The following is a 25,234-nucleotide window of genomic DNA, read 5'->3' as shown; positions in this document are numbered from 1 at the left end:
GGGAGCCGTGTTCAAGCCGCAGTTGGTGACCCTGCAGCGCGGTGCGCTGCGCATCGAGCCGATGGTCGATGCCGACATTCCGCCGCTGGTCAGCCTGGCCGAAGCCAACCGCCAGGAGCTGATCTATATGAGCGGGGCGCAGCGCCTCGACTGGTACCGCCAGGGTTTGCTGCAGCAGCGCGAAGGCAAGGCGCTGCCGTTCGTGATCCGACTCGCTGAGCGGCTGGTTGGCACCACCCGTTTCGGCGACTTCATGCCCACCCTGCCGGCGGCCGAGATCGGTTGGACCTGGCTCGACCGCAGCCAGCACGGCAGCGGGTTGAACAGCATGATCAAATTCCTGATGTTGCGCCATGCCTTCGAGAGCTGGCGGATGGTCCGCGTGCAGCTGAAAACCGCAGCCAGCAACCTGCGTGCGCAGCGCGCCATCGAAAAGCTCGGCGCCCAGCGCGAGGGCCTGCTGCGCAATCACCGCCGCCTCGCCGACGGCCGCCTGGACGACAGCGTGCTGTACAGCGTCACCGACCAGGACTGGCCGGCCATCAAGCGCCGGCTGGAAGCCCGTTTCGGCGCCTGAGGCATGAACAGATTGAGCACGCACGAGCAGGTACGGTTCAGCACCGCCGGGGATATCGGTGACCTGGAGCTGCTGTCCGCTCGTTTTATCGAGCACCGCTTTGCTCCCCATGTGCATGACGGCTACGTGATTGCCGTGCTCGAGGCCGGAGCCGAGCGCTACCGTTACCGCGGCGAGGAGCACCTGGCGAACGCCGGCAGCATCGCCCTGATCAACCCGGACGAGGTACACACCGGCGCCAAGGGGTGTGATCAGGGTTGGCGCTATCGGGTGTTCTACCCACATACCCGACAGATCCAGGTGTTGCTGGAGGAATTGGAGTTGCCCGGCACTGGTCTGCCGATGTTTCGCGGCAGCGTGCACCGGGACGCCGACCTGGTGGCCAGCCTTGGCGAGCTGCATCGCCTGCTGGAAAACGATCAGGCGACACTTCTGCAGCGGCAGACGCACTGGCGCGAGGCGATGTTGCAGCTGTTGCTGCGTCACGCCCGGCTGCCGCAGCCGAGCAGGGCGGGGTGCGAGCCGCGGGCGGTGGCGCGGGCCAAGGAACTGCTGGCCAGCCGGCTGCCTGAACCGCCATCGCTGGAGGAGATGGCCCTGGCGGTCAATCTGTCGCCGTTTCATTTTGCCCGGGTGTTCCGCCGGGCCACCGGCCTGCCGCCCCATGCCTGGCTCAAACTGCGCCGCCTGGAGCAGGCGCGCGCGTTGCTGAAAAGCGGCTGTACGCCACTGGCGGTGGCCATCCAGCTGGGTTTTGCCGATCAGAGCCACCTGAACCGCCAGTTCAAGCAGGCCTACGGCGTCGCCCCCGGCGCCTACCGCCGTGCCTGCCTCGGGGCCTAGCGGCGCCAGGGCAGGATCGTTCAAGACGCCCTGCGCCGTCGGGTATAGCCTGCCTCCAGGCATCGGTGGAGTGGCGCCGATGCGGCGCCACGGCGCTCGACCCTGCAAGCAGGCCTGGGTCCTCGCCCATGATGGCAACCGCTCGACGGCCGGCCTCTCTATCGGCCAGGGCGCAAGATCGTTCAAGACCTCGTGGCGAGGGCGAGATAAGCTTGGCCGCCACAAGGAGAGTGTCGATGACCCGTTCGCAAGCCTTTCTATTCGGTACCCGTGACAGCATCCCGATGATCGTCGGCATTCTGCCGTTCGGCCTGATCTATGGCGCCCTGGCCAGCGGCGCCGGGCTCAGCCTGTGGCAGGCCCTTGGCATGTCCCTGCTGGTGTACGCCGGTTCCGCGCAGTTCATCGCCATCAGCCTGCTGACCCTGGGCACGGGCGCGGCGGTGATCCTGCTCACCACGCTGATCGTCAATCTGCGTCATGTGCTCTACAGCGCGGCGTTGCAGCCCTATGTCGGGCCGTTGCCACAGCGTTGGCGGTTGCCCCTGGCCTTCGGCCTCACCGACGAAACCTTCGCCGTGGTGCAGCGTCGTTACCTGGCCCGCGGCACGGAAGGGCACGGGCGCTGGTATCACGCCGGGGTGGCGCTGGCGCTCTACCTGTCCTGGGTGTCGAGTTCACTGGTCGGCGCGGTGTTTGGCCAGAGCGTGCCGAACCTGGCCGGCTGGGGGCTGGATTTCGCCATGCTGGCGACCTTTATCGGCATCGTGGTGCCGGCATTGCGCAATCGGCCGCAGGTCGCGGCAGCGCTGGTGGCCGGCGGCGTGGCGCTGCTCTGTCATGCCTGGCCGTACAAGCTCGGGCTGATGGCCGCGGCATTCAGCGGCATCGCCGTGGGCGTCGCCCTGGAGCGCCGGGCGACAACCGAACTGACCGGGGAGGGCGTGTGATGCAGATCTGGATGCTGATTCTCGGCATGGCGCTGGTCACCTTCGCCATTCGCTACAGCCTGTTCGCCTTCCCCGACCTGCGCTTCCCGCCGCTGGTGCGTCAGGGCCTGCACTACGTGCCGACCGCGGTGCTGACCGCTATCGTGGTGCCGGGCATGCTGCTGCCCGATGGCCAGCACTGGGCGTTGCGTCTGGACAACGCCTACATGCTCGCGGGCCTGGCGGCCATCGCCATCGCGGCCATCACCCGGCACCTGCTGGCGACCATCGGCGGTGGGCTGCTGGTGTTCTTCCTGCTGCGCTGGAGCCTGGGCCAGCTGCCGCTGTGAGCGGTTGGAGAGTGCGTTCACGGACGCAAATATGAGCTGTGCCTGTGGCTTTTCCCGGGGCTGATGCAGTCCAATACGGGACGCCCCAGGACAGGTACATGGACGATGACCCCGCACTCGCAATTCACCCTGCTCGGTAAACAGCGTTTCCTGCCGTTCTTCCTTACCCAGCTGCTCGGCGCCTTCAACGACAACGTCTTCAAGCAGTCGTTGATCCTCGCGATCCTCTACAAGCTCAGCTCCGGCGCCGACAAGAGCCTGCTGGTCAACCTCTGCGCGCTGCTGTTCATCCTGCCGTTCTTCCTGTTCTCGGCCCTCGGCGGGCAGTTCGGCGAGAAGTTCGCCAAGGACGCGCTGATCCGCGCGATCAAGTTCGCCGAGATTCTGATCATGCTGGCCGGCGCCGCCGGGGTGCTGCTGGACAGCCTGCCGCTGATGCTCGGTGTGCTGTTCTGCATGGGCACCCAGTCGGCGCTGTTCGGTCCGGTGAAGTACTCGATCCTGCCCCAGCATCTGCATGAGGAGGAGCTGGTGGGCGGCAACGCCCTGGTGGAGATGGGTACCTTCCTGGCCATCCTCGCCGGCACCATAGGCGCCGGCATCATCATGGCCAGCAGCGAGTACGCCAGCCTGGTCGCCGGTTCGGTGGTGACGGTGGCGGTGCTCGGCTATCTGGCCAGTCGCGCCATTCCCCGCGCCCATGCGGCGATGCCGGAACTGACGCTGGACTGGAACATCTTTCGTCAGTCCTGGCGCATCATGCGCCTGGGCCTGGCCGAGCAGCCGGTTTCGGTGTCCCGTTCGCTGCTCGGCAATTCCTGGTTCTGGTTCCTCGGCGCGGTCTACCTGACCCAGATCCCGGCTTACGCCAAGGAGTGGCTGTACGGCGACGAGAGCGTAGTGACGCTGATTCTCACCGTGTTCTCCCTAGGCATAGGCCTGGGCTCGATGCTCTGTGAGCGGATGAGCGGGCACAAGGTGGAGATCGGCCTGGTGCCGTTCGGTTCGATCGGCCTGACCCTGTTCGGCATCCTGCTCTGGTGGCACTCCGGCGGTTTCGTCCAGGGCGAGCAGCCCCATGACTGGCTGGCGTTGCTGGAGCAGGACCAGGCCTGGTGGGTGCTGTCCTCGATCCTCGGCATCGGCCTTTTTGGCGGCTTCTACATCGTGCCGCTGTATGCGCTGATCCAGTCGCGCACCGTGGAGCACGAGCGGGCCCGGGTGATCGCCGCCAACAACATCCTCAACGCGCTGTTCATGGTGGTCTCGGCGATTGTCTCGATTGTCTTTCTCAGCGTCGCCGAGCTGTCGATTCCGCAGCTGTTCCTGGTCATTTCGCTGATGAACGTGGCGGTCAACAGCTACATCTTCAAGATCGTCCCCGAGTTCAGCATGCGCTTTTTGATCTGGCTGCTGGGTCACTCGCTGTACCGGGTCGAGCACAAGGGGCTGGAGGCCATTCCCGAGGAGGGCGCGGCGGTGCTGGTGTGCAACCACGTGTCCTTCGTCGACGCCCTGCTGATCGGTGGGGCGGTGCGCCGTCCGATACGCTTCGTCATGTACTACAAGATCTACAACCTGCCGGTGCTCAATTTCATCTTCCGCACCGCCGGCACCGTGCCGATCGCCGGGCGCAGCGAGGACCTGCTGGTGTATGACGCGGCGTTCAAGAAGATTGCCCAGTACCTGCGCAACGGCGAGCTGGTGTGCATCTTCCCGGAAGGCAAGCTGACCGGTGACGGCGAGATCAACGAGTTTAAGGGCGGCATCGAGCGCATCCTCCAGGAGAATCCGGTGCCGGTGATTCCCATGGCGCTGCAGGGGCTGTGGGGCAGCTTCTTCAGTCGCGACCCGAACAAGGGGCTGTTCCGCCGCCTGTGGTCGCGCATCTGCCTGGTGGCAGGGACGCCGATCGCCCCGCAGGTCGCCGACCGCCAGCTGCTGCAGGCCCAGGTGAGCGAGCTGCGCGGCGAGGTACGCTGAGCCGGCAGAAGGTAAAAGCCCGCCAATCGGCGGGCTTTTTTCATCACGCAGGATTCAGTGACTGAGCTTGAGGCCGAGCAGGCCAAGGAGAATCAGCGCCACGCTGGCCAGGCGCACCAGGGCCATGGATTCGCCGAACAGGATGATGCCGGCGATCACCGTGCCGACCGCGCCGACCCCGGTCCAGATTGCGTAGGCGGTGCCCAGGGGCAACTCCTTCATGGCCAGGCCGAGCAACGCCAGGCTGACGACCATCGCCGCGACGGTGAGCAGGGTGGGCAGGGGGCGGGTGAAGCCGTCGCTGTATTTCAGGCCGACGGCCCAGCCGACTTCGAACAGGCCGGCGAAAAACAGGATGATCCAGGACATAGGCACCTCCGGGGTAGGCAAGGGGTAGGGGCCGTCCCCGGGTGGTCACTCATGGAGTGCTGAGGTCGTCCTCAGGCTGTCGGCCATTGTGCATGGCTGGCACGCCGGGGCAAGCCGCCGGGGACCGGCGGATGCCCGGGTGCCGGGGCGATCAGATGCCCTGGGGAATCTCTTCGCCGCCCAAGGCTTCGAACAGCGCCGGAAGGAATTCGACGAAGGTCAGCATCATCAGGGTGAAACTGGCGTCCAGCTGGCCGAGGGCGTCGTCGCCGCCGTCCTGCTCCGCCTGATCCTGCAGCAGGTCCTCGAAGCGCAGGCGCTTGATCACCAGCTTGTCGTCGAGCACGAAGGACAGCTTGTCCTGCCAGCCGAGGGCCAGCTGGGTGACCTGCTTGCCGGCGCTCAGGTGCAGCTGGATTTCGTCGCTGGTCAGGTCCTGGCGTTTGCAGCGCACCACGCCGCCATCTTCATGGGTGTCGCGCAGTTCGCACTCGTCCAGCACATGGAAGCCGGCCGCGGCCTGCTGCGCCTTGACCCAGTCGGTCATGGTCGCGCTCGGCGCGATCTTCACCGTCAGAGGGCGCACCGGCAGCGAGCCGATGGCCTCGCGCAGGGTCGACAACAGGTCCTCGGCGCGCTTGGGGCTCGAGGCATCGACCAGGATCAGGCCCTGGGCCGGGGCGATGGCGGCGAAGGTCGCCGACTTGCGGATAAAGGCGCGCGGCAGGAAGGCCTGCACGATCTCGTCCTTGAGCTGGTCGCGTTCCTTCTTGTAGACCTTGCGCATCTGCTCGGCCTCGATCTCGTCGACTTTCTCCTTCAGCGCGTCACGCACCACGCTGCCCGGCAGGATGCGTTCCTCCTTGCGCGCGGCGATCATCAGAAAGCCCTGGCTCTCGTGCACCAGTGGCGCGTCGGCACCCTTGCCGAAGGGGCCGATGAACCCGTAGGTGGTCAGTTCCTGGCTGGCGCAGGGGCGCGCCGGCTTGGCGGCCAATGCGGCTTCGAGTGCCTCGGCATCGAACGGGACGTTTTGGGTGAGGCGATAGACCAGCAGGTTGCGAAACCACATGAGCGGGTGATTCTCCATTAACGCAAAGCGCGCATTATTCTCCCCTCGGGCGCGCAGGCCAACCCTGCGCTAAGCCTTTGCTACGCCAATAAAAAATTTTCCAATCAGGGCTTGCCAAGGTGAGAAGGCCTGTCTAGAATGCGCCCCACTTCGAGAGTGAAGGGTGATTAGCTCAGCTGGGAGAGCATCTGCCTTACAAGCAGAGGGTCGGCGGTTCGATCCCGTCATCACCCACCAACTCGCTTTTGGGGTTACGCGCAGCGGTAGTTCAGTCGGTTAGAATACCGGCCTGTCACGCCGGGGGTCGCGGGTTCGAGTCCCGTCCGCTGCGCCATTTTTTCCTCCTCGCTTCACCTCTGCTTCCCCTCCTTCCCCTCCTTCGCAACATTCGCAACATTCGCTGTACTCCTCCGAAATTCCTGCTAAATACCTGAACTTATGTGCATTTCCTGGATCCTATCCCGGTAGCCAGTGATCGTGGCGGCCTGCTAAGCTCGCGCCTTCACTCGATTGCCCTAGGGCGCACCGAACAAGGAATAAGCATGAAACAGCATCGTTTAGCAGCGGCGGTTGCGCTGGTTGGCCTGGTTCTCGCGGGATGCGATTCAAAGACCAGTGTCGAGCTGGAGACGCCGGCGCAGAAGGCCTCCTACGGCATCGGCCTGAACATGGGCAAGAGCCTGGCCCAGGAAGGCATGGATGACCTGGACTCCAAGGCCGTTGCCCAAGGCATCGAAGACGCGATCGGCAAGAAGGAGCAGCGCCTGAAGGACGAGGAGCTGATCGAAGCCTTCGCCTTCCTGCAGAAGCGCGCCGAAGAGCGCATGGCCGAGATGAATGAAGAGTCGGCCAAGGCCGGCAAGAAATTCCTCGAAGACAACGCCAAGCGCGAGGGCGTGGTGACCACCGAATCGGGCCTGCAGTACGAAGTGCTGAAGAAGGCGGACGGTGCCCAGCCGAAGGCCTCCGACGTGGTGACCGTGCACTATGAAGGCAAGTTGACCGATGGCAGCGTGTTCGACAGCTCGATCGAGCGCGGCAGCCCGATCGATCTGCCGGTCAGTGGCGTGATTCCGGGCTGGGTCGAAGGTCTGCAGCTGATGCATGTCGGCGAGAAGTACAAGTTGTACATCCCCAGCGAGCTGGCCTATGGCGAGCAGAGCCCGACGCCGGCGATTCCAGCCAACTCCGTGCTGGTCTTCGAGCTGGAGCTGCTGTCCATCAAGGACGCCGCCCCCGCGGAGTAACAGTTCGGTTCAGCGCAACGCCCCGTCTCGACGGGGCGTTGTCGTTTCTGGCTTGCCTAAAAGGGCGCAATCTATCGACCGTCGGGTCTGAAAGGGGCCCGGTTCGACGTTTCGGTGTTACGGTTATGCACATTCTCCCTGTCGTCGTGCCGAGGCCGGGTCGGGTGGTCGAGTAAAAACCTTTTGACTTTTTAAGTGTTTGATTTAAATGGTTTTTATAGGTTGAGCAAAAAATCGCCGATCTGTGGCGAGGCCCGATACGGCGGGCCTTTGGCCGCCTCATTCAGGTTATGTTCACAGGGTTATCCACAGCTTGCGTGGATAACCCAAAGAAGCCCAGCAAGCATGCGGGTTGGCGAGGAGTGACCATGAAAGCACCCTGGGGTTTCGCCCGGTTTCTGCCGTTGGCGCGAGAATATTTGAGCCGGGCCCGGTTGCCGGGTCTGCTGCTGGCGGTGGCACGCAAGAGCGGTCGTCGAGGCCAGCGCTTTAGCGAATTGAAGGAGGACCTGCGCCTGCTGCAGAACCTCTGCCTGGCCTGGTGGCGCGGCGAATACCGGGAGATTGGTTCCGACGCGCTGTTGGCGGTGGTCGCCGCCCTGCTGTATTTCGTAACACCCCTGGATGCGTTGCCGGACTGGTTGATCGGGGTGGGCTTCATCGATGACCTGGCCGTGCTGGCCTGGGTGCTGCGCACCTGGAGCGCCGAGCTGGACGCCTTTCGTGCCTGGCGTGAGGCCCAGGCGCCGCAGGCGCTCGAGGCTATCGAGCGGCTGCCGGAGGAAGAGGGTGGGGCAATTGACGGGCCGCAGCGCTGAGCGGCGTGCATTGCGCGGGCAGGGGGTAGGTGCCGCGTCCTTTGGGTGACGCGGTTGCCGACACTGTCGTTCGGACCCTGTGATCTCACGACGCAATGATGCCCTTCCGCTGCCAGCTGGCTCGGACAGGTGGCCTGTGGGCCGGATAGTTCACGCCCCTGGCAGCGTCGGGCTGTTAACATGGGACCCTGCAAGGAATGTACTGAAAGGCTCGGTACCGCTTTCGATGGAGAGTCGAAGATGAATGTGCAAGTGATCAAGAATGACGGCGAGCCGCAATATGCGGTGTTGCCATGGGCGGAGTACCAGGCGCTGCTGCAGGCCGCCGGCCGCCCAGGCCCGGTGGCGGAGCCGCCAGCGGAAAGTACGCCGGCGCTGGCTCAGGTGGCGCGCCTGCGCGAAGCCAAGGGCATGTCGGTAGACGAGTTGGCGCGAGCTGTGGGCATCAGCCCGCACTACCTGGGGATGATTGAAAGCGGTGAGCGTCAGCCGGATGCCGCCATCCAGCGTGCGCTGGCCTGGACGCTCGGAGTTGCGGGCTGGGAGGCGGAGTCTTGACCGTCAGTATCAGTCGCCAGCATTGGCAGGCATTGCTCACCGAACTGGAAGAGGCGCGGCGCCAGCGCCATCTGTTGACCTATCGCGCGTTGATCGAGCGCCTGGCCTTGCCGAGCCCGGCGATGCAGACGCTGACCGCCGCGCTCGAGCACCTGGCCGCATTGGATGCCCGCGCCGAGCGACCACTGCGCAGCGCCCTGGTGATCAGTCAGGGCGCCAGTCGCCTGCCGCGCACCGGCTTCTTCGACTGCGTGACCCGTTTGGGTCGTTTCAGTGGCGCCTCCGACGGCGTCGCCGCGGCTTCCTGGCACGCCGGGGAAGTGGCACGGGTGTTCGAGTTCAGTTACCCGGAAGAGGTCTAGTGCTCCGACAGCTGCGCGCGTGTCTGAGTTACGCCCTGGCCAGGCGCCTGTTCCACTGGTCCTGGTGGGTCAGGCAGCCGCGTGGCTGGCGCTGGCTCGAGGGCCAGTTCGCACGCATGGCCAACCTGGGCGATGTCGGCGCGCAGAGCTTCTATGGGCATATCCTGCTGTTTCGCGGTCAGGGCCTGGGTGCGCGGGACGAGGGCCTTCGCCTGCTGCGCCTGGCCGCCCACGGCGGCGACGGCAAGGCTGCCTATCAACTGGGCGTGCTGAGCCTGGCCGGCGATGCCCGGCAGGCGCCAGACGCTCGGCAGGCCGCGCGCTGGTGGACCTTGGCCAGTGCCGCGGGGCATCCCCTGGCCACCCGGCGTCTGGCCGACCTGTACCGTGACGGTGCCCCTGGCCTGCCGGCCGATACCGAGGCGGCGGCACGACTGGCCGCTCGGGCACAGGCGCTTGGACTCTAGGCCGACAATTTCGCCGTATCGATGATGTGCAGGCTGTAGCCGGGTATCGCCTTGGCTTGCCGCTTGGCCTCCGAGGCCAGGGCGGCGAGCTGGTCGGCGTCCAGCTGGGGGGCGTGGCCCCCGCGCAGCTGGACAACCCCGAGGGACAGGGACAGTAGCGGGAAGTCCTGGCGCTGGCCGAGGCGGTTGTATGAGGTGAAGAAGCCTGCGTGCAAATGCTCCTCGCTGTAGAAGCGCCGACAGCGGCTCTGAAAGTCCTCCAGCAGGCGATTCAGGCGGGCGCGCCAGTCTTCAGAGCCGAGCACCAGGAGGAAGTCGTCGCCGCCGATGTGGCCGACGAAATCGCGCGCCGTGTCGACCCGCTCGTTCAGGCTCTGAGCCAGGGACAGCAGCACCTCGTCGCCCTTGGCGTAGCCGTACAGGTCGTTGAACGGCTTGAAACTGTCGATGTCGACGTAGCAGACCACCGCTTCGCGGCCCTGCTGCAGCAGGCGGGCCAGGCACTGCTGGATCGGCACGTTGCCGGGCAGCATCGTCAGTGGGTTGGCATGCCGGGCCTGCTGGATCTTCAGTTCGGTGATCTGCCTGAGCACGTCGATCACCCGGCCCATGCCCTGGTAGCGGCCGCCCAGGGTGATGATGAAGTCTTCCTCGATGCGTTGGCGTGCCCGGCTGGTAAGCAGGCGACTGACTTTCTGTAGCGACTGGCTGCGCTCGACGGCGAGAAAGTCGTCACTCATCAGGCGGCTGATCGGCTTGCGCGCGTGCAGCTCGGTGGCGAAGGGTTTGAGCAGGGCATCAGCCAGCGAGTGGCGGTGGACGATGCCCACTGGCTGTTGCGCCTCGTCGAGTATCGCCAGGGAGTTGAGGCTGGGCTGAGCACGGAAGGCCTCCAGCACCTCGGCAGTGCAGGTGTGCACGGAAACCGCCGATTGTGCGATGAGCAGGGCGGACAGGTCGCTTTCGCCCGCGACCAGGGTGCTCGGGGCACTGGCCGGTACCGGCAGAAGCCCGCGCACTTCGCGTGGTGGCTGCTCCTGCGGGCGGCTGATCAGGTAGCCCTGCACAAGGTTGACGCCCATCTCCGCCAGCACGGCGAGCTCTTCTGCCTGCTCGATACCCTCGGCGATCACCTCGGCGCGCGAGGCCTTGGCCATCTGCAGGATGGAGCCGACGAACTCGCGCTTGACCGAATCCTGATGAATGCCCTCGATGAAATGGCGATCGATTTTCACGTAGTCCGGACGCAGCTCGGACCACAGGCGCAGGCTGGAGTAGCCGGCGCCGAGGTCGTCCAGGGCGATGGAGAAGCCCATGGCGCGGTAGTGGTGCAGGGCGTTGTCGAGCAGGGCGAAATCCTCGGTGGGCGATTGCTCGGTCAGCTCGATGACCACCCGGCTTGGCGGGATGCCCAGGCTCTGCAGCAGCTGCAGGGTGCGCCCGGATTGGTGGCCGGACTCCAGCAGCGAGTCCGGCGAGACGTTGAGGAACAGCTTGCCGTCCAGCTTCAGGGCGCTGAAGCCCTCGCAGGCGCTCTTGCGACAGGCCCGCTCCAGCTCGCTCAGGCGTCCGCCGTGACGGGCCACGGCGAACAGGTTGATCGGTGAATGCAGTGCGCTGTTGGAGGGGCCGCGAATCAGCGCTTCGTAGCCGAAAATACGTTGCTCGGAGAGGCAGACGATGGGTTGGAACAGGCTATGCAGGTCGCCGTGAGCGAGGATATGGCCCAGCGCGCTCAACTGCTCGGTGACGGTCATCTAGGGTCTCTATATCCGGAAAAAGCGAAGGGGCTGATCCTGCGACCAGCCCCTGCATTTCACGACGGTTTTGTGACCGTTTGATGACTGGGCAGTATTACTGCTTGGCCACCGCGGCATTGAGGCCCAGGAAGTCCAGGAGAATGTGTCCGCTTTCGGCGAGGAAGGCATCCTCATCGCCCTTGACATTCTCCTCGTCCGGCAAGGCGTCTTCGTCTTCTTCCTTCAGCTCGGTCAACGGTGGCTGGCCCTTGGCCTTGCGTCGATTGTTCTCGATGACCAGCTGCTGGGCCTCGATGTCGGCCTGCTGGGCGCGGCGCTTGGTCTCATTGAGGCTGACGGTGGTTTCGTCCATCAGCTTCTTCGCCAAGGCCAGGCGTTCGCGGGTGAAGGCGAAATCTGGATTCTTCGCGGTGCGGCTGTCGTAGCGCGACTGCAGCTCGGCGAGGAACGGCATGATCGGGTCGCGCTCGGCCTTGATCGCCGGGCGGATGCTGTCCCACGGCAGGGCCTCGGGCAGGGCGCTCTCGCCGATTTCCTTGGTGTCCATCACGTCGGGATACTGGATGTCCGGGATCACCCCCTGATGCTGGGTGCTCTGCCCGGAAACGCGGTAGAACTTGGCCAGGGTCAGCTTCAGCTCGCCATGGTTGAGCGGCTGAATGGTCTGCACCGTGCCCTTGCCGAAGGTCTGGCCACCGAGGATCAGGGCGCGGTGGTAGTCCTGCATGGCGCCGGCGAAGATTTCCGAGGCCGAGGCCGACAGTCGGTTGACCAGCACGGCCATGGGCCCGGCGTAGTAAGTGCCGCGGTTCTCGTCGGCCAGCACATCGACGCGGCCGTCGCTGTTGCGCACCAGCACGGTCGGCCCCTGGTCGATGAACAGCCCGGTCAGCTCGGTGGCCTCCTGCAGGGAGCCGCCGCCGTTGTTGCGCAGGTCGATGAGAACGCCGTCGACCTTTTCCTTCTCCAGCTCACTGAGCAGGCGTTTGACGTCACGGGTGGTGCTCTTGTAGTTCGGGTCGCCGGCGCGGTACGCCTTGAAGTCCAGGTAGAAGGCCGGGATCTCGATGACCCCCAGCTTGTAATCGCGCCCTTCATGCTTGAGTTCGAGCACCGACTTCTTCGCCGCCTGCTCCTCCAGCTTGACCGCCTCGCGGGTGATGCTGACGACCTTGCTGGTCTGGTCGTTCGGCGCGTTGTTCGCCGGTATCACCTCCAGGCGCACCAGCGAGCCCTTCGGGCCGCGGATCAGTTTGACCACCTCGTCCAGGCGCCAGCCGATCACGTCGACCATCTCGCCGTTGCCCTGGGCCACGCCGATGATCTTGTCCGCCGGGGCGATCTGCTTGCTCTTCTCGGCCGGGCCGGCCGGCACCAGGCGCACCACCTTGACGTGCTCGTTGTCGGTCTGCAGCACGGCGCCTATGCCTTCCAGCGACAGGCTCATGTTGATGTCGAAATTTTCCGCGTTGTCCGGCGACAGGTAGGTGGTGTGCGGGTCGTAGGAGGTGGCGAAGGCGTTGATGTAGGCCTGGAACACATCCTCGCCGCGGGTCTGCTGCAGGCGCGCCAGCTGGTTCTTGTAGCGTTTGGTCAGCAGCTCCTGGATGTCCTTGGGTTCCTTGCCTGCAATCTTCAGGCGCAGCACCTCGTCCTTCACCCGCTTGCGCCACAGCTCGTCGAGCTCGTCGAAGTTCTTCGCCCAGGGCGCATTCTCGCGGTCGATCAGCAGACTTTCGTCGCGGCTGAAGTCGAGCTTGTCGATGCCCTGGTCGAGCAGATTCAGGGCGAACTGCAGGCGCCCTTGCAGGCGCTCGAGCTGGCGCTTGTAGATGGCGAAGCCGGGCTCCAGGTTGCCGCTCTTGAGCAGGTCGTCGAATTGGTCGCGCCACTGGTCGAACTCGGCGATATCGCCGGCGGTGAAGTAGCTGCGTGCCGGGTCGAGCATCTTCAGATAGCCCTGATAGATCTTCGCCGAGCGCTCGTCATCCAGGGGCGGCTTGTTGTAGTGGTGGCGCTTGAGCAGCTCCACGACGTTGAGGCTGGCGATGACCTGCTCGCGATCCGGCTGCAGGTATTCCCAAGGGTTGTCCTGGGTGGTTTTCGCGGCCAGTGGCAGCGCGCCCAGACTGAAGGCAAAGGCGAGGGTGGCGCAGAGCAGTGAGCGCTTCATGCTGATTCGACGCGGGGGTAATTGATAACGCATATTAGGCCGTCTAAAGAGGCGCCGAGTTCCATGGGCGCAAAGCAGAGGCCCGCGCAGAGCGCAGGGCCCGGTTCAAATCCACTATGGAGGCAGCGTGAAGGCATTGCAAGGCGTTGAAGGCCGGGCGGAATGGGTGCAGCAGCCCAGCCCGGACTGTGATGTAGGGGAAATTCGCATTCGCGTGGCGGCCGCCGGTCTCAACCGGGCCGACCTGCTGCAGCGCGCCGGACTCTATCCGCCACCGCCGGGCGCCAGCGAGGTGCTTGGCCTCGAATGTGCCGGCATCGTCAGCGAGGTCGGCGCAGGTTGCGACTGGCAGGTCGGCGACCGGGTCTGCGCCCTGCTCGCCGGCGGCGGCATGGCCGAGGAAGTGGTGGTCGACGCGCGGCATGCCTTGCCGCTGCCCGAGGGACTGTCGTTGGCCGAGGCCGCGGCCGTGCCGGAAGTCTACGCCACCGCCTGGCTCAATCTGTTCCAGCTGGCCGGCCTGAAACCGGGGGAAAAGGTGCTGGTGCACGCCGGCGCCAGTGGCGTGGGTTCTGCGGCCATCCAGTTGTGCAAGGCGTTCGGCAACCCCTGCTGGGTCAGCGTCGGGTCCGCCGAGCGCCTGGCCTATTGCGAAGCCTTGGGCGCCCAGGGCGGCGTGCTGCGTGGCGACGACGGTCTGCAGGCGCTGCGCGACTTCGGGCCCTTCGATGTGATCCTCGATCCGGTAGGGGGCAGCTATGCCGCGCTCAACCTGGAGCTGCTGGCGCGCGACGGCCGCTGGCTGAACATCGGCCTGATGGGCGGGCGTAAGGCGGAGCTGGACCTGGCCCTGCTGCTGGGCAAGCGTGTCCAGCTGATCGGCTCGACCCTGCGCACGCGCGACGATCAGTTCAAGGCCGACCTGCTGCGCGATCTGCAGCAGCACGTCTGGCCGCTGTTCGCCGAGGGGCGGCTCAAGCCGCAGCTGGAGCGTTGCCTGCCGATCGAGGAGGCGGAGCTGGCCTTCGCCGAACTGGCGAGCAACCAGGTCAACGGCAAGCTGGTGCTGCTGGTCGACGACAGACTGGTCTGAGCCCGGGCGGGGGCATGGCCGGCGCCTGTAGCAATGCCCCGGATAGATATCTTGATGAACGCTATGGGGCTCGATTGAGTCAGCCAATCATTCCCATGGGTTCATTCAATAGGATTTTTAGAAGATCTATCTATAAGATTCGCCCAGTCAAAATTCTCAACCCTCAAAAGGAAGCAGAGATGAACCTCATCAACACCCAAGTACAACCGTTCAAGGCCAACGCTTTCCACAATGGCAAGTTCATCGAAGTCACCGAGCAGTCCCTGCAGGGCAAGTGGTCGGTGCTGATCTTCATGCCGGCAGCCTTCACCTTCAACTGCCCGACCGAGATCGAAGACGCCGCCAACAACTACGCCGCGTTCCGTGATGCCAACACCGAGGTGTACATCGTCACCACCGATACCCACTTCTCGCACAAGGTCTGGCACGAGACTTCCCCGGCAGTCAGCAAGGCCCAGTTCCCGCTGATCGGCGATCCGACCCACGCCCTGACCAACGCTTTCGGCGTGCACATCGCCGAAGAAGGCCTGGCCCTGCGCGGCACCTTCCTGGTCAACCCGGAAGGCGTGATCAAGACCGTGGAAATCCACTCCAACGAGATCGCCCGCGACATCTCCGAGACCCTGCGCAAGCTGAAGGCCGCTCAGTACACCGCCGCTCACCCGGGCGAAGTCTGCCCGGCCAAGTGGAAAGAAGGCGAAGCCACCCTGGCCCCGTCGCTGGACCTGGTCGGCAAGATCTAAATCTGCCGCCCTCCCGCTCCGCAGCCGCAGCCGCAGCCGCTGCTGCTGCTGCTGGGCGGGAAACCCCTCTGCGCTGCTAGGGCTGCAACCCAGCCCTTTTAGTGCCCGAATGCCCGGGCGCGATCCGCCCGGGCATTTTATTGCCCGAATTTCGTCATTGAGGACATTTCGCCATGTTGGACGCCAATCTGAAAACCCAGCTGAAGGCCTACCTCGAGAAGGTCACCCTGCCGTTCGAGATCGTCGCGTCCCTCGATGACAGCGACAAATCCCGTGAATTGCTCGCGCTGCTGCAGGACATCGTCAGCCTGAGCGACAAGATCGCCCTGAAGACCGATGGCCGCGACAGCCGCGTGCCGTCCTTCTCGCTCAATCGCCCGGGTGCGGACATCGACCTGCGTTTTGCCGGTATCCCCATGGGCCACGAGTTCACCTCGCTGGTGCTGGCCCTGCTGCAGGTCGGCGGCCATCCGTCCAAGCTCGCGGCCGAGGTAATCGAGCAGGTCAAGGGCCTCGAAGGTCAGTTCAGCTTCGAGACCTACTTCTCGCTGTCCTGCCAGAACTGCCCGGACGTGGTCCAGGCGCTGAACCTGATGGCCGTGCTCAACCCCGGTATCCGCCACGTCGCCATCGACGGCGCGCTGTTCCAGGCCGAGGTCGAAGAGCGCCAGGTCATGTCGGTGCCGAGTATCTATCTGAACGGCGAGCTGTTCGGCCAGGGTCGCATGGACGTCGAGCAGATCCTCGCCAAGCTCGACACCGGCGCCAGCGCCCGTGACGCCGAGAAGCTCAACGCCAAGGCCGCGTTCGACGTGCTGGTGGTCGGCGGTGGCCCGGCCGGCGCCGCGGCCGCCATCTATGCCGCGCGCAAGGGCATTCGCACCGGCGTCGCCGCCGAGCGCTTCGGCGGTCAGGTGCTGGACACCATGGCCATCGAGAACTTCATCTCGGTACAGGAGACCGAGGGGCCGAAGCTGGTCCGTGCCCTGGAAGAGCACGTCAAGCAGTACGAGGTCGACATCATGAACCTGCAGCGCGCCAGCGCGCTGATCCCGGCCAGCAGTGCCGGCGGCCTGCATGAAGTGCAGTTCGACGGTGGCGCCAGCCTCAAGGCCAAGACCCTGATCCTCGCCACCGGCGCCCGCTGGCGGGAAATGAACGTGCCCGGCGAGCAGCAGTACCGTGGCCGCGGCGTGGCCTACTGCCCGCACTGCGACGGCCCGCTGTTCAAGGGCAAGCGGGTGGCGGTGATCGGCGGTGGCAACTCCGGTGTCGAGGCGGCCATCGACCTGGCTGGCCTCGTCGCCCATGTGACGCTGATCGAGTTCGACAGCCAGCTGCGCGCCGATGCGGTGCTGCAGAAGAAGCTGGGCAGCCTGGCCAACGTCAGCGTGATCAAGAGCGCCCTGACCACCGAAGTCAAAGGCGATGGTCAGAAGGTCAACGCCCTGGTCTACAAGGATCGCAACAGCGACGAGCTGCACACGCTCGAGCTGGAAGGGATCTTCGTGCAGATCGGCCTGCTGCCCAACAGCGACTGGCTCAAGGGCGCCATCGAGCTGTCGCCTCGTGGCGAGATCATCGTCGATTCGCGCGGCGAGACCTCGGTGCCGGGCATCTTCGCCGCCGGCGACGTGACCACCGTGCCGTACAAGCAGATCGTCATTGCCGTGGGCGAGGGCGCCAAGGCTTCGCTCTCCGCCTTCGATCACCTGATCCGCTCGGTCTGATGGGCTGATCGCCCGACCGCACAGAGAAACGGCTAACCCCAGGGCTAGCCGTTTTTTTTTGCCCGTCCCGCGGCCCTGCCGGGCCTCGTCTAGAGCACGATCGTGCGCACGACCAGGCCGTTGCGGGTGGCGTGCGAGTAGGGGCAGACCACATGGGCCTGGCCCACTATGGCCTCCGCCTGGGCGTGATCGATGCCCGGCAGGCGGACCTCCAGGGCCACGTCCAGGCCGAAGCCCTCGCCGTCGTCGCGGGCACCGATGCCGACGGTGGCGGTGACCGTGCTGTCTTCGCTGATCGTGACCTTCTGCTTGCCGGCGACAAACTTGATCGCGCCGAGGAAGCAGGCCGAATAGCCGGCCGCGAACAGTTGCTCCGGATTGTTGCCCTCGCCGCCGGGGCCGCCCAGTTCCTCGGGCGTGGTCAGGGTCAGGGACAGGGCGCCATCGGCCGTGCTGGCCTGGCCGGTGCGGCCACCCGTGGCGGTGGCCTGGGTCGAGTACAGAACTTTCATTGTGGCTCTCCTGTTCGGTTGCGTGAGCGCGACGCTGCACCTCTTCAGTAAATCAGCTTCTGGGCGTTTCGCCCGGTCGAATGCCCCGCGGCGCTAGACTGTTCCTGGCCGCTGCCCGGCATTCACCGCCGGGCGGGGCTCGCCAAGGTGGCTTGCCGATGCTCAGCATTCAAGGCTTGTACAAGAACTACTCGACGCCCCAGGGGCCGCTGGCGGTGTTGCGCGGTGTCGACCTGCAGCTGGACAGCGGCGCCAGCTTGGCGCTGATGGGGGAGTCCGGCAGCGGCAAGAGCACCCTGCTGCACCTGGTGGCCGGCCTCGACCGCGCCGACGCCGGTAGCATCCGGGTCGACGGACGCGCCCTGGAGCGACTCGACGAATCCGCGCGGGCAGCCTGGCGGCGCGCCGGCATCGGCCTGGTGTTCCAGCAGTTCAACCTGATCGCCAGCTTGTCGGTCGCCGACAACCTGGCCTTCCAGGCGCGCCTGGTCGGGCGCCACGATGCGCAGTGGCAGGCCGAGCTGAGCGCGCGCCTGGGCCTGCAGACCCTGCTGCAGCGCTACCCCGAGCAACTGTCGGTCGGTCAGCAGCAGCGCGTCGCCCTGGGTCGGGCGCTGGCGGCGAGACCGCCGCTGCTGCTGGCCGACGAGCCCACCGGCAGCCTGGATGAACGCAGCGCCGACGAGGTGCTGGACTTGCTTCTGGACCTGTTGGCCGGCAGCAGCACCAGCCTGTTGATGGTGACCCACAGCCAGCGGGTGGCGGCGCGCCTGCAGCGCCGTCTGGTGCTCCATGGCGGTCGCCTGTTGGAATCGGGGGAGCGCTGAGGGTGGGCGTGCTCTGGTGGACCCTGCACTGTCTGGCCAGTCACTGGCGGCGCCACCCCGTGCAGCTGTTCGCCGTGCTCACTGGCCTGTGGCTGGCCTGTGCCCTGTGGACCGGGGTGCAGGCGCTGAACGGCCAGGCCCGCGACAGTTACGCGCGGGCCAACCAGTTGCTCGGCGGCGAGCGCCAGCCGGCCCTCATCGCCCGCCGCGGCGGCTTGTTCGACCAGCAGGCTTTCGTCGCGCTGCGCCGCGCCGGCTGGCCGGTGTCTCCGCTGCTGCAGGGCCGTCTGCGGCTGCGCGGGCAGAGCGAGCTGCGCCTGCAGCTGATCGGCATCGAACCCCTGACGCTGCCGGCCGGCAGCGGGCTGGCGGGCCAGGCGGCCGGGCGTGAGCAGTTGACGATCTTTCTCGGCCCGCCCGGGTGCACCTGGATCGCCGCCGAGACCCTGGCCCAGCTGGGCCTGACGCCCGGTGCGCAGCCGCTCAGCGAGACCGGCCAGATGCTGCCGCCCCTGCAGGCCTGGCCAGACCTGGCGCCTGGCGTGCTGCTGGTGGATATCGGCGTGGCCCAGCGCGTGCTCGAGGCGCCCGGGCAGCTGTCGCAGCTGCTGCTCGATGCTGAGTTCGCCGACACTCAGCTGCCCGCGGGGTTGGCCGATCAATTGGTGCTGCGCCGCAGCGGTGAGACGGCGGATCTGGCGCGGCTAACCGAGAGCTTTCATCTCAACCTCAGCGCCCTGGGCCTGCTGGCCTTCGTGGTCGGCTTGTTTATCGTCCACGCCGCCATCGGCCTGGCCCTGGAGCAACGCCGAGCGCTGCTGCGCAGCCTGCGGGCCTGTGGCGTCAGCCTGCGGGGGCTGCTCCTGGCGCTCGGCCTGGAGCTGGCGGTGCTGGGGCTGATCGGTGGGCTGGCCGGTCTGGCCAGCGGCTATGCCCTGGCCGCGTGGCTGCTGCCGGATGTCGTCGCCAGCCTGCGCGGTCTGTATGGCGCCGAGGTGGCCGGGCAGCTCAGCCTGGCGCCGAGCTGGTGGCTCGGCGCGCTGGGGATCTGTCTGCTCGGCGCCATGCTCGCCGGCGCTGGCAGCCTGCTGCGCGCCGCGCGCTTGCCGGTGCTGGCGCTGGCCCAGGCGCAAGCCTGGCAGCAGAGCCAGGCGCACAGCCTGCGGTGGCAGGCCTGGCTGGCCGCCGCGCTGGGATCGCTGACGCTGATGACGCTGGCGCTGGGCGACAGCCTGGAGGCGGGCTTCGCCGGGCTCGCCGCGTTGCTGTTGGGGGCGGCCCTGACCCTGCCGGTGCTGCTCAACCTGCTGCTTAAGAGCGTGCTGCCGTACTGTCGCGGACCGCTGGCCCAGTGGTTCGTCGCCGACAGCCGGCAGCAGCTGCCGGGCCTGGCCTTGGCCCTGATGGCCCTGCTGCTGGCGCTGGCGGCGAACGTCGGGGTCGGCAGCATGACCGAGGGCTTTCGCCGCACCTTCAGCGCCTGGCTCGACCAGCGCCTGGTCGCCGAACTGTACCTGACGCCGGCAGACGCCGAGCAGGCCGGGGCCATCGAGGCCTGGTTGCAGCAGCGCCCCGAGGTGCGCGCCCTGCTGCCGAGCTGGCGGGTCGAGCTGCCGGTGCAGGGCTGGCCGGTCGAGCTGACCGGCATCCGCGATCATCCCCACTACCGCGCGCACTGGCCGCTGCTCAGCGCCTCAGCCGATGCCTGGGAGCGCCTGGCAGCCGGCCAGGGCCTGCTGCTCAGCGAGCAACTGGCGCGGCGCCTGGACCTGGAGCTGGGCGAGGGCCTGACCCTGGCCACCCCCCAGGGCGACTGGCCCCTGGAGGTGCTCGGCATCTATGCCGACTACGGCAATCCCAAGGGCCATGTGTTGGTCGACACAACGGCCCTGCAGCGCTACTGGCCGGGGCTTGCGCCGCGCAGCTTCAGCCTGCGTCTGCCCGAGGCTTCGGTGCCGACACTGATGCAGGCCCTGCAGGCGCGCTTCGCCCTGGACGACAGCCGGCTGATCGACCAGGCCGCGCTCAAGGCCTGGTCGAGCCGGGTGTTCGAGCGCACCTTCGCCGCCACCTCCGCGCTCAACAGCCTGACCCTGGGGGTTGCCGGGGCAGCGTTGTTCATCAGCCTGCTGACCCTCGGCCAGAGCCGCCTGAACCAGCTGGCGCCGCTCTGGGCGGTAGGGGTGACGCGCCGCCGCCTGGCCTGGCTGAGCCTCGCCCAGACCCTGCTGCTGACCGCCCTGACGCTGCTGTTGGCGTTGCCCCTGGGGCTGCTGCTGGCCTGGTGGCTGGTGGCGGTGATCAATGTCCAGGCTTTCGGCTGGCGCCTGCCGCTGCAGGTCTTCCCCTGGCAGTTGCTGCAGCTGCTCGGCCTGGCGCTGCTGGCCAGCCTGTTGGCGGCCGCCTGGCCGCTGTGGCGATTGGCGCGCAGTGCGCCTGTGGCCCTGTTGCGGAGCTTCGCCGATGAACGCTAGGCGCGTCGGCGTGGCGCTGGTCGGCCTGTTGCTGCTGGCCTGCGAGCGCGAGGCGCCGCCGCCCCAGGGTTTTGCCGGGCTCGGCAGCGCCGCCGAGGCCTTCGCCCGGGTCGAACCGGGCAGGCCCCTGGTGTTTCCCGCCGACCACGGCGCGCACCCGGACCATCGCATCGAGTGGTGGTACCTCACCGCCAACCTCAAGGACCGCCAGGGGCGTGCCTGGGGCCTGCAGTGGACGCTGTTTCGCAACGCCCTGCGAGTCGGCGCCAACGCGGCGGACTGGAGCAACCGCCAGCTGTGGATGGGCCACGCCGCGCTGACCGGGCCCGGCGGCCACCGGGTGGCCGAGACCTTCGCCCGCGGTGGTGTCGGCCAAGCCGGCGTGGAGTCGACGCCGCTGCGCGCCTGGATCGACGACTGGCAATTGCGCAGCCTGTCGCCGGAGCAGGACGGCCTGGGCGAACTGGAGTTGCGGGCCAGGGGCGGCGACTTCGCCTATCGCCTGCGCCTGACCAGCGACCAGGGGCCGGTGCTGCACGGCCGCCAGGGCTACAGCCAGAAGTCCGGCCAGGGCCAGGCGTCCTACTACTACAGTCAGCCGTTCCTGCGGGTTGTGGGCGAGGTCGAGCTGGACGGCCAGGACTATGCCGTCGAGGGCCAGGCCTGGCTCGACCGCGAATGGAGCAGCCAACCGCTGGCCGCCGATCAACGGGGCTGGGACTGGTTTTCCCTGCACCTCGACTCGGGCGACAAGCTGATGCTGTTCCAGCTGCGCCACGCCGATGGCCGCCATTACCGCGCCGGCACCTGGATCAACGCCGACGGCAGCAGTCAGGCCCTGCAGGCCTCGGATATCCAGCTGACGCCGACAGGCCATAGCCAGGTCGCGGGGCGGCGCCTGCCGACCGCCTGGCGCCTGAGCATCATCAGCAAACAGTTGGCCATCGACACCACCCCCTTGCAGGAGCAGGCCTGGATGGCCACGCGCTTCCCCTACTGGGAGGGGCCGATCCGCTTCGGCGGCAGCCACTCGGGGGTGGGCTATCTGGAGATGACCGGTTATTGAGGGGCGCTCAGCCCCCGCTCCATAGCCGCCACAGGCTGAGCAGCAGCAGGCCCCCGGCGGCCAGCAGGGCCATGAGCAGCAGCAGCTGGCGCGGTCGCTGACGGTCGAAACGGCCCTGCAGGCAGACCGCCAGGCCATAGCCGACGAGCACCCCGGGGGCCAGCTTGAGACCGCTGGCGAGCAGGGCATCGAGCGGCAGGCGTCCCTGATAGAGCAGCGCCAGCAGCGACGCCGGGGTGGTCAGGAGGAAGAAGGCGGCCAGCTCGATCCGTGCGTCCAGCGGGTCGCGGGCCTGATAGACCAGCGCCATGGGCGGACCACCAACCGCGGTGGCGGTGCCCATCAGTCCTGAGCAGAAGCCGGCGACGGCCAGGTTGCGCGGACTGCACGGCAGCGCCAGCCAGCGATAGCTGGAGAGTGCCGCGAGCAGCACGCAGGCGCTCAGCAGCAGGCCGAGCCAGGCGCCGGGCAGCAGGCCCAGCAGCAGGCCGCCGCACCAGGCACCCGGCAGGCGCGCGAGAATCGCCGGCATGGGACGACGCCAGGCCAGGGCGCGACGGTTGCCGAGCAGCATGCAGCAGGCCAGGACGAAGCCCAGCAGCAGCACCGGTCCAGGCACATAGCCGGGGTCCAGCAGGTAGAGCAGCGGGGCGGCGAGCAGGGCGAAGCCGATGCCCAGCAGGGCCTGCACCAGGCTGCCGCCCAGCACGATCAGCAGCGCCAGGCAGTCGACGGCACTGTAGGCCATGGTTCGGGGACTCGGGCGTGGGTTTCAGCGACCGCCGGCGCCGCTGCGCGACTGCTCGGAGTTCTCCACCAGCACCGCCTCGGCCAGCTGATTGAGCTGCTGCCACAGCTCGATGGAGATATCCATGCCGCCTTCCAGGGCGCCCTGGTAGGCCCGGGCGAACTGCTCGGGGATGACCTGGCGGTAGCCGCTGCGCTGGCTGGCGTTACCGTGCAGCTGGCCGAGCAGGTCGATGCGGGTGCTCAGCAGCAGGGTCAGGGTCTGGGTGTCGGCGCTGGCCGGGTCCACCAGCAGGGCTTCGCTGTAGGTCGGGTAGGCGGCGCCGGCGGCGATGCTGGCGACGTGCTCGCTCACCGGCTGCTTGCCGTTCTGCCAGTAGGCCAGGCCGCTGATGCCCTGGCGGGCGCAGTCGACCAGCAGCTTGAGGACGAACTTGCGGTTGTGGCAGTTGCGCACCTTGACGTTGACGCAGCCCTGTTCCAGGGCCTTGGTCTCGGCCAGCTCGACGATGCTCGGCAGGCAGTTCAGGGCGCTGCGCCCAAAGCAGTCGAACAGCAGCGCCTGGCTTTCCTCGGCGAGCAGCTCCGGCCCCGGGCGCTGGCAGTCGGCCACGTAGGGCAGCGCCCGCTGCAGCTCGCCGAAGCCCTGCTCGCCGTGCACCTGCAGCCACTTGACCAGGGCGGCGGCATCCTCGTAGTAGCCGACCGGGTAGCCCATGCCCTCGAATACGCGCTTGAGCAGGGCGGTCAGTTCATTCGATGAAATCAGCATCAGCGCGTCTCCACAGTCGGGGCCAGGGGCAGGAACCAGTCGTCCTCGAACGGCTGGCCGATGTCCTCGAGCAGCGGCGCGCCCTGGAACATGGTGTTGCGCACCCACAGGCGCGAGCGCGGGTCGAACTTGCTGACGCCGAAGAAGGCCAGCTTGCAGCGCAGCAGGTGCATCGGCAGCACGTCGCGATCGAGCAGGTTGGCCTGGATCTCGCCGTAATGGGTCTTGGCCATGCCCTGCATGCGCCGCACGATGCCGCGCTGCTCGGGATGGCGCAGGAGGAAGCTGGCGGTGCACTGCCCGGGGTGCTCGGCCAGGTAGGCGCACAGCTGGCGGTGGCACTGCTGCGCCAGGTAGCCGATGCCCAGGGGCATCTGCTTGTCGCGGCCGCTCTCCAGGTTGCAGTTGCCCAGGCGCGGCTCCTGCTTCTCCTCGGAGCGGTACCAGAAGGTCTCGGTGGCGCCGTCGGCGTCGAAGTCGATGGCCAGGGCCCAGGCGTAGTGCTGCTCGATCAGGCTGCGTAGCGCGGCGGCCGGCATCTGCGGCTGCAGCTCCAGGGACTCGACCAGGGCGAAGCGGTCCTCCAGGTTGTCGACCAGCTCGGGATAGAGCTCCAGCAGGATGCAGTTGAGCAGCTCCTGGGCCTGCAGGCTGAGCTGGCGTTCCGACCAGGCCAGCAGCTGCGCCCAGCTTTCCAGGCGCTGGCTGGCCAGCCAGTCCTGCAGGGCGGCGAAGTCCTCCAGCACCACCCGGTTGTTTTCGGTCTGCCAGGCGTCTTCGGTGACGGTCTGCTCGATGTGCTGGATGCCGCGCTCGACCAGGCCGTGCAGGCGCGCCAGGCGCTCGGCGGTGACTTGGCCGAGGCTGCGCACCCGCGCCAGGGCCAGTTCGCGCATCTCGATCCAGCGGCCGATCAGCTGCGGGTGGTTGATCAGGTAGGGCGCCATGCCCAGGCCGGTGGAGTTGCCGATGCCGAAGTAGCGCTTGAGCTGCGGCTGCAGCACCACCGCGGTGTCCGGCGCACGCCGGCGGGCGATGTGTTCGGCCTGCTGCAGGCTGAAGTTGCGCAGCATGAAGCAGTTGAACATCTCCGCGGCGAAGGGCCGGGCGAAGTCCGGGTGCTTGCTGCTGACTTTCTCCCAGTCGGCCATGCCCAACTTGCCGCTGCCGTAGACCGCGGTGGTGCGGTACAGGTAGCCGACCTTGGCGATCTGCTCGACCTCGGGCTGGCGGCCGGCGCTCAGGGCGTCCACCACGCTGTCGAAGTTGCGCACGCTGCGGTTGGCCCGCGACAGCACCATGACCCGCGAATCCAGGCGTCCGGCTTCCTGCAGCGGCACGTTGCGGCGCAGGAATTCGACGTAGTCCTCGTCCACTTCGCCTTCGCACAGGGCCATGGTCAGGTCCCATTCGCTGGCGATCACCCGGTCGTTGCGCTTGTCGGGGTCGAGGTACTGGGAGAACAGCACGAAGCTGAACAGATCGCCGCTGGTCTGGATGCGGTAGATCACCGTGCCGTAGCCCTGGTCATCCAGCTCGAAGCGCCGCGGTTCGATCCGCCAGCCCTCGCGCATGATCTTGCGCACCAGGCAGCGCATGAAGCTCAGCCGGCTCTGGTGCAGGCTGCCGAGGCGTTCCAGGTCCATCACCACGTGGGGCGGACGCAGACGCAGGGTGCTGGCCCCGCTGGTGCCCGGATCGATGCTGGATGGAGTGCTCATAGGCTTGCCCTCGAGTGATGCGGTGCACACCCGGCGGTTCG

The 25,234-nt window shown here is 66.8% G+C and carries 24 protein-coding genes and 2 tRNA genes; 18 read left to right on the top strand and 8 right to left on the bottom strand.

Going from position 1 to position 25,234, the window contains the following annotated elements; genetic code table 11:
• The first annotated feature begins 7 nt into the window (after nucleotides 1-7).
• The 5 genes from KDW96_RS04540 to KDW96_RS04520 all read left to right on the top strand — a co-directional run bounded on the left by KDW96_RS04540 (nucleotide 8) and on the right by KDW96_RS04520 (nucleotide 4,682).
• A complete protein-coding gene (locus tag KDW96_RS04540) occupies nucleotides 8-577 on the top strand; it encodes a GNAT family N-acetyltransferase (protein WP_255839240.1) in 570 nt (189 codons plus the stop codon).
• Between the two features lie 3 nt (nucleotides 578-580).
• Entirely contained in the window at nucleotides 581-1,420 is an 840-nt protein-coding gene (locus KDW96_RS04535) for an AraC family transcriptional regulator (protein WP_255839239.1), read from the top strand.
• Between the two features lie 236 nt (nucleotides 1,421-1,656).
• On the top strand, nucleotides 1,657-2,370 hold the full coding sequence (locus tag KDW96_RS04530; protein ID WP_255839238.1) for an AzlC family ABC transporter permease: 714 nt from the start codon (nucleotides 1,657-1,659) through the stop codon (nucleotides 2,368-2,370).
• The gene (locus KDW96_RS04525; protein WP_255839237.1) at nucleotides 2,370-2,699 is read left to right on the top strand and encodes an AzlD domain-containing protein; all 330 of its coding nucleotides are present in this window, start codon (nucleotides 2,370-2,372) and stop codon (nucleotides 2,697-2,699) included. The genes KDW96_RS04530 and KDW96_RS04525 overlap by 1 nt, the downstream gene beginning before the upstream one ends.
• 105 nt (nucleotides 2,700-2,804) lie before the next feature.
• Nucleotides 2,805-4,682, top strand: coding sequence for an MFS transporter (locus KDW96_RS04520; protein WP_255839236.1), 1,878 nt, complete (start codon nucleotides 2,805-2,807; stop codon nucleotides 4,680-4,682).
• Nucleotides 4,683-4,736: 54 nt separating this feature from the next.
• Here the strand turns inward: KDW96_RS04520 and sugE are convergent, their stop codons facing one another.
• Complete coding sequence (sugE, locus tag KDW96_RS04515; RefSeq protein WP_255839235.1) at nucleotides 4,737-5,051, bottom strand: quaternary ammonium compound efflux SMR transporter SugE; 315 nt, start codon at nucleotides 5,049-5,051, stop codon at nucleotides 4,737-4,739.
• A gap of 151 nt (nucleotides 5,052-5,202) precedes the next feature.
• Nucleotides 5,203-6,123 carry a recombination-associated protein RdgC gene (rdgC, locus tag KDW96_RS04510; protein WP_255839234.1) on the bottom strand — a complete coding sequence of 307 codons (921 nt, stop codon included), beginning with the start codon at nucleotides 6,121-6,123 and terminating at the stop codon, nucleotides 5,203-5,205.
• Nucleotides 6,124-6,284: 161 nt separating this feature from the next.
• Between rdgC and KDW96_RS04505 the strand changes: the two genes are divergently transcribed.
• From KDW96_RS04505 to KDW96_RS04475, 7 genes are all read left to right on the top strand, one after another.
• Nucleotides 6,285-6,360: transfer RNA gene (locus KDW96_RS04505), tRNA-Val, on the top strand.
• A 20-nt stretch (nucleotides 6,361-6,380) separates the two neighbouring features.
• Nucleotides 6,381-6,457 (top strand) — tRNA-Asp (locus KDW96_RS04500).
• Between the two features lie 208 nt (nucleotides 6,458-6,665).
• On the top strand, nucleotides 6,666-7,370 hold the full coding sequence (bamJ, locus tag KDW96_RS04495; protein WP_255839233.1) for a BamJ family beta-barrel-assembly machinery protein: 705 nt from the start codon (nucleotides 6,666-6,668) through the stop codon (nucleotides 7,368-7,370).
• A gap of 368 nt (nucleotides 7,371-7,738) precedes the next feature.
• Nucleotides 7,739-8,188 (top strand): YkvA family protein, encoded by a 450-nt coding sequence (locus tag KDW96_RS04490; RefSeq protein ID WP_255839232.1) that lies wholly within the window; start codon nucleotides 7,739-7,741, stop codon nucleotides 8,186-8,188.
• A gap of 240 nt (nucleotides 8,189-8,428) precedes the next feature.
• Nucleotides 8,429-8,746 (top strand): helix-turn-helix domain-containing protein, encoded by a 318-nt coding sequence (locus KDW96_RS04485; RefSeq protein ID WP_255839231.1) that lies wholly within the window; start codon nucleotides 8,429-8,431, stop codon nucleotides 8,744-8,746.
• On the top strand, nucleotides 8,743-9,108 hold the full coding sequence (locus KDW96_RS04480) for a hypothetical protein (protein ID WP_255839230.1): 366 nt from the start codon (nucleotides 8,743-8,745) through the stop codon (nucleotides 9,106-9,108). Before KDW96_RS04485 ends, KDW96_RS04480 begins: the two co-directional genes overlap by 4 nt.
• Nucleotides 9,108-9,575, top strand: a complete 468-nt coding sequence (locus tag KDW96_RS04475) for an SEL1-like repeat protein (protein WP_255839229.1) — start codon at nucleotides 9,108-9,110, stop codon at nucleotides 9,573-9,575. The genes KDW96_RS04480 and KDW96_RS04475 overlap by 1 nt, the downstream gene beginning before the upstream one ends.
• Here KDW96_RS04475 and KDW96_RS04470 read toward each other — a convergent pair.
• Together KDW96_RS04470 and KDW96_RS04465 are read right to left on the bottom strand one after the other, a co-directional pair.
• Nucleotides 9,572-11,332 (bottom strand): bifunctional diguanylate cyclase/phosphodiesterase, encoded by a 1,761-nt coding sequence (locus tag KDW96_RS04470; protein WP_255839228.1) that lies wholly within the window; start codon nucleotides 11,330-11,332, stop codon nucleotides 9,572-9,574. The two genes, KDW96_RS04475 and KDW96_RS04470, sit on opposite strands and share 4 nt — an antisense overlap.
• A 97-nt stretch (nucleotides 11,333-11,429) precedes the next feature.
• Nucleotides 11,430-13,508: a carboxy terminal-processing peptidase gene (locus KDW96_RS04465; protein WP_370295322.1), complete on the bottom strand. Its 2,079-nt coding sequence runs from the start codon at nucleotides 13,506-13,508 to the stop codon at nucleotides 11,430-11,432.
• Nucleotides 13,509-13,635: 127 nt separating this feature from the next.
• On the opposite strand from KDW96_RS04465, the gene KDW96_RS04460 reads away from it, so the two are divergent.
• The 3 genes from KDW96_RS04460 to ahpF all read left to right on the top strand — a co-directional run bounded on the left by KDW96_RS04460 (nucleotide 13,636) and on the right by ahpF (nucleotide 17,074).
• On the top strand, nucleotides 13,636-14,601 hold the full coding sequence (locus KDW96_RS04460; protein WP_255839226.1) for an NAD(P)H-quinone oxidoreductase: 966 nt from the start codon (nucleotides 13,636-13,638) through the stop codon (nucleotides 14,599-14,601).
• Nucleotides 14,602-14,780: 179 nt separating this feature from the next.
• Nucleotides 14,781-15,344, top strand: coding sequence for an alkyl hydroperoxide reductase subunit C (gene ahpC / locus KDW96_RS04455; protein ID WP_255839225.1), 564 nt, complete (start codon nucleotides 14,781-14,783; stop codon nucleotides 15,342-15,344).
• A gap of 173 nt (nucleotides 15,345-15,517) precedes the next feature.
• Nucleotides 15,518-17,074 carry an alkyl hydroperoxide reductase subunit F gene (gene ahpF / locus KDW96_RS04450; protein ID WP_255839224.1) on the top strand — a complete coding sequence of 519 codons (1,557 nt, stop codon included), beginning with the start codon at nucleotides 15,518-15,520 and terminating at the stop codon, nucleotides 17,072-17,074.
• An 89-nt stretch (nucleotides 17,075-17,163) separates the two neighbouring features.
• Here the strand turns inward: ahpF and KDW96_RS04445 are convergent, their stop codons facing one another.
• On the bottom strand, nucleotides 17,164-17,586 hold the full coding sequence (locus KDW96_RS04445) for an Ohr family peroxiredoxin (RefSeq protein WP_255839223.1): 423 nt from the start codon (nucleotides 17,584-17,586) through the stop codon (nucleotides 17,164-17,166).
• A gap of 158 nt (nucleotides 17,587-17,744) precedes the next feature.
• On the opposite strand from KDW96_RS04445, the gene KDW96_RS04440 reads away from it, so the two are divergent.
• From KDW96_RS04440 to KDW96_RS04430, 3 genes are read left to right on the top strand one after another with little or no spacing between them, the layout of a single operon-like run.
• Entirely contained in the window at nucleotides 17,745-18,413 is a 669-nt protein-coding gene (locus tag KDW96_RS04440; RefSeq protein WP_255839222.1) for an ABC transporter ATP-binding protein, read from the top strand.
• A gap of 2 nt (nucleotides 18,414-18,415) precedes the next feature.
• Entirely contained in the window at nucleotides 18,416-20,887 is a 2,472-nt protein-coding gene (locus KDW96_RS04435; RefSeq protein ID WP_255839221.1) for an FtsX-like permease family protein, read from the top strand.
• Nucleotides 20,877-21,953, top strand: a complete 1,077-nt coding sequence (locus KDW96_RS04430; protein ID WP_255839220.1) for a lipocalin-like domain-containing protein — start codon at nucleotides 20,877-20,879, stop codon at nucleotides 21,951-21,953. The genes KDW96_RS04435 and KDW96_RS04430 overlap by 11 nt, the downstream gene beginning before the upstream one ends.
• Nucleotides 21,954-21,960: 7 nt before the next feature.
• Here the strand turns inward: KDW96_RS04430 and KDW96_RS04425 are convergent, their stop codons facing one another.
• Genes KDW96_RS04425 through KDW96_RS04415 form a run of 3 tightly spaced genes read right to left on the bottom strand, consistent with a single transcriptional unit; the run spans nucleotide 21,961 to nucleotide 25,193 of the window.
• On the bottom strand, nucleotides 21,961-22,701 hold the full coding sequence (locus KDW96_RS04425; protein ID WP_255839219.1) for a TSUP family transporter: 741 nt from the start codon (nucleotides 22,699-22,701) through the stop codon (nucleotides 21,961-21,963).
• Nucleotides 22,702-22,725: 24 nt separating this feature from the next.
• A complete protein-coding gene (locus KDW96_RS04420) occupies nucleotides 22,726-23,472 on the bottom strand; it encodes a DUF3726 domain-containing protein (protein WP_255839218.1) in 747 nt (248 codons plus the stop codon).
• The gene (locus KDW96_RS04415) at nucleotides 23,472-25,193 is read right to left on the bottom strand and encodes a hypothetical protein (RefSeq protein WP_255839217.1); all 1,722 of its coding nucleotides are present in this window, start codon (nucleotides 25,191-25,193) and stop codon (nucleotides 23,472-23,474) included. The genes KDW96_RS04420 and KDW96_RS04415 overlap by 1 nt, the downstream gene beginning before the upstream one ends.
• Between the last annotated feature and the right edge of the window lie 41 nt (nucleotides 25,194-25,234).

It is taken from the genome of Pseudomonas benzenivorans (genome assembly GCF_024397895.1).
In the GTDB taxonomy this organism is placed as follows: Bacteria; Pseudomonadota; Gammaproteobacteria; order Pseudomonadales; family Pseudomonadaceae; genus Aquipseudomonas; species Aquipseudomonas benzenivorans_A.
The sequence above is the reverse complement of the archived record's forward strand: the minus strand, read 5'-3'. Positions and strand labels throughout refer to the sequence as shown.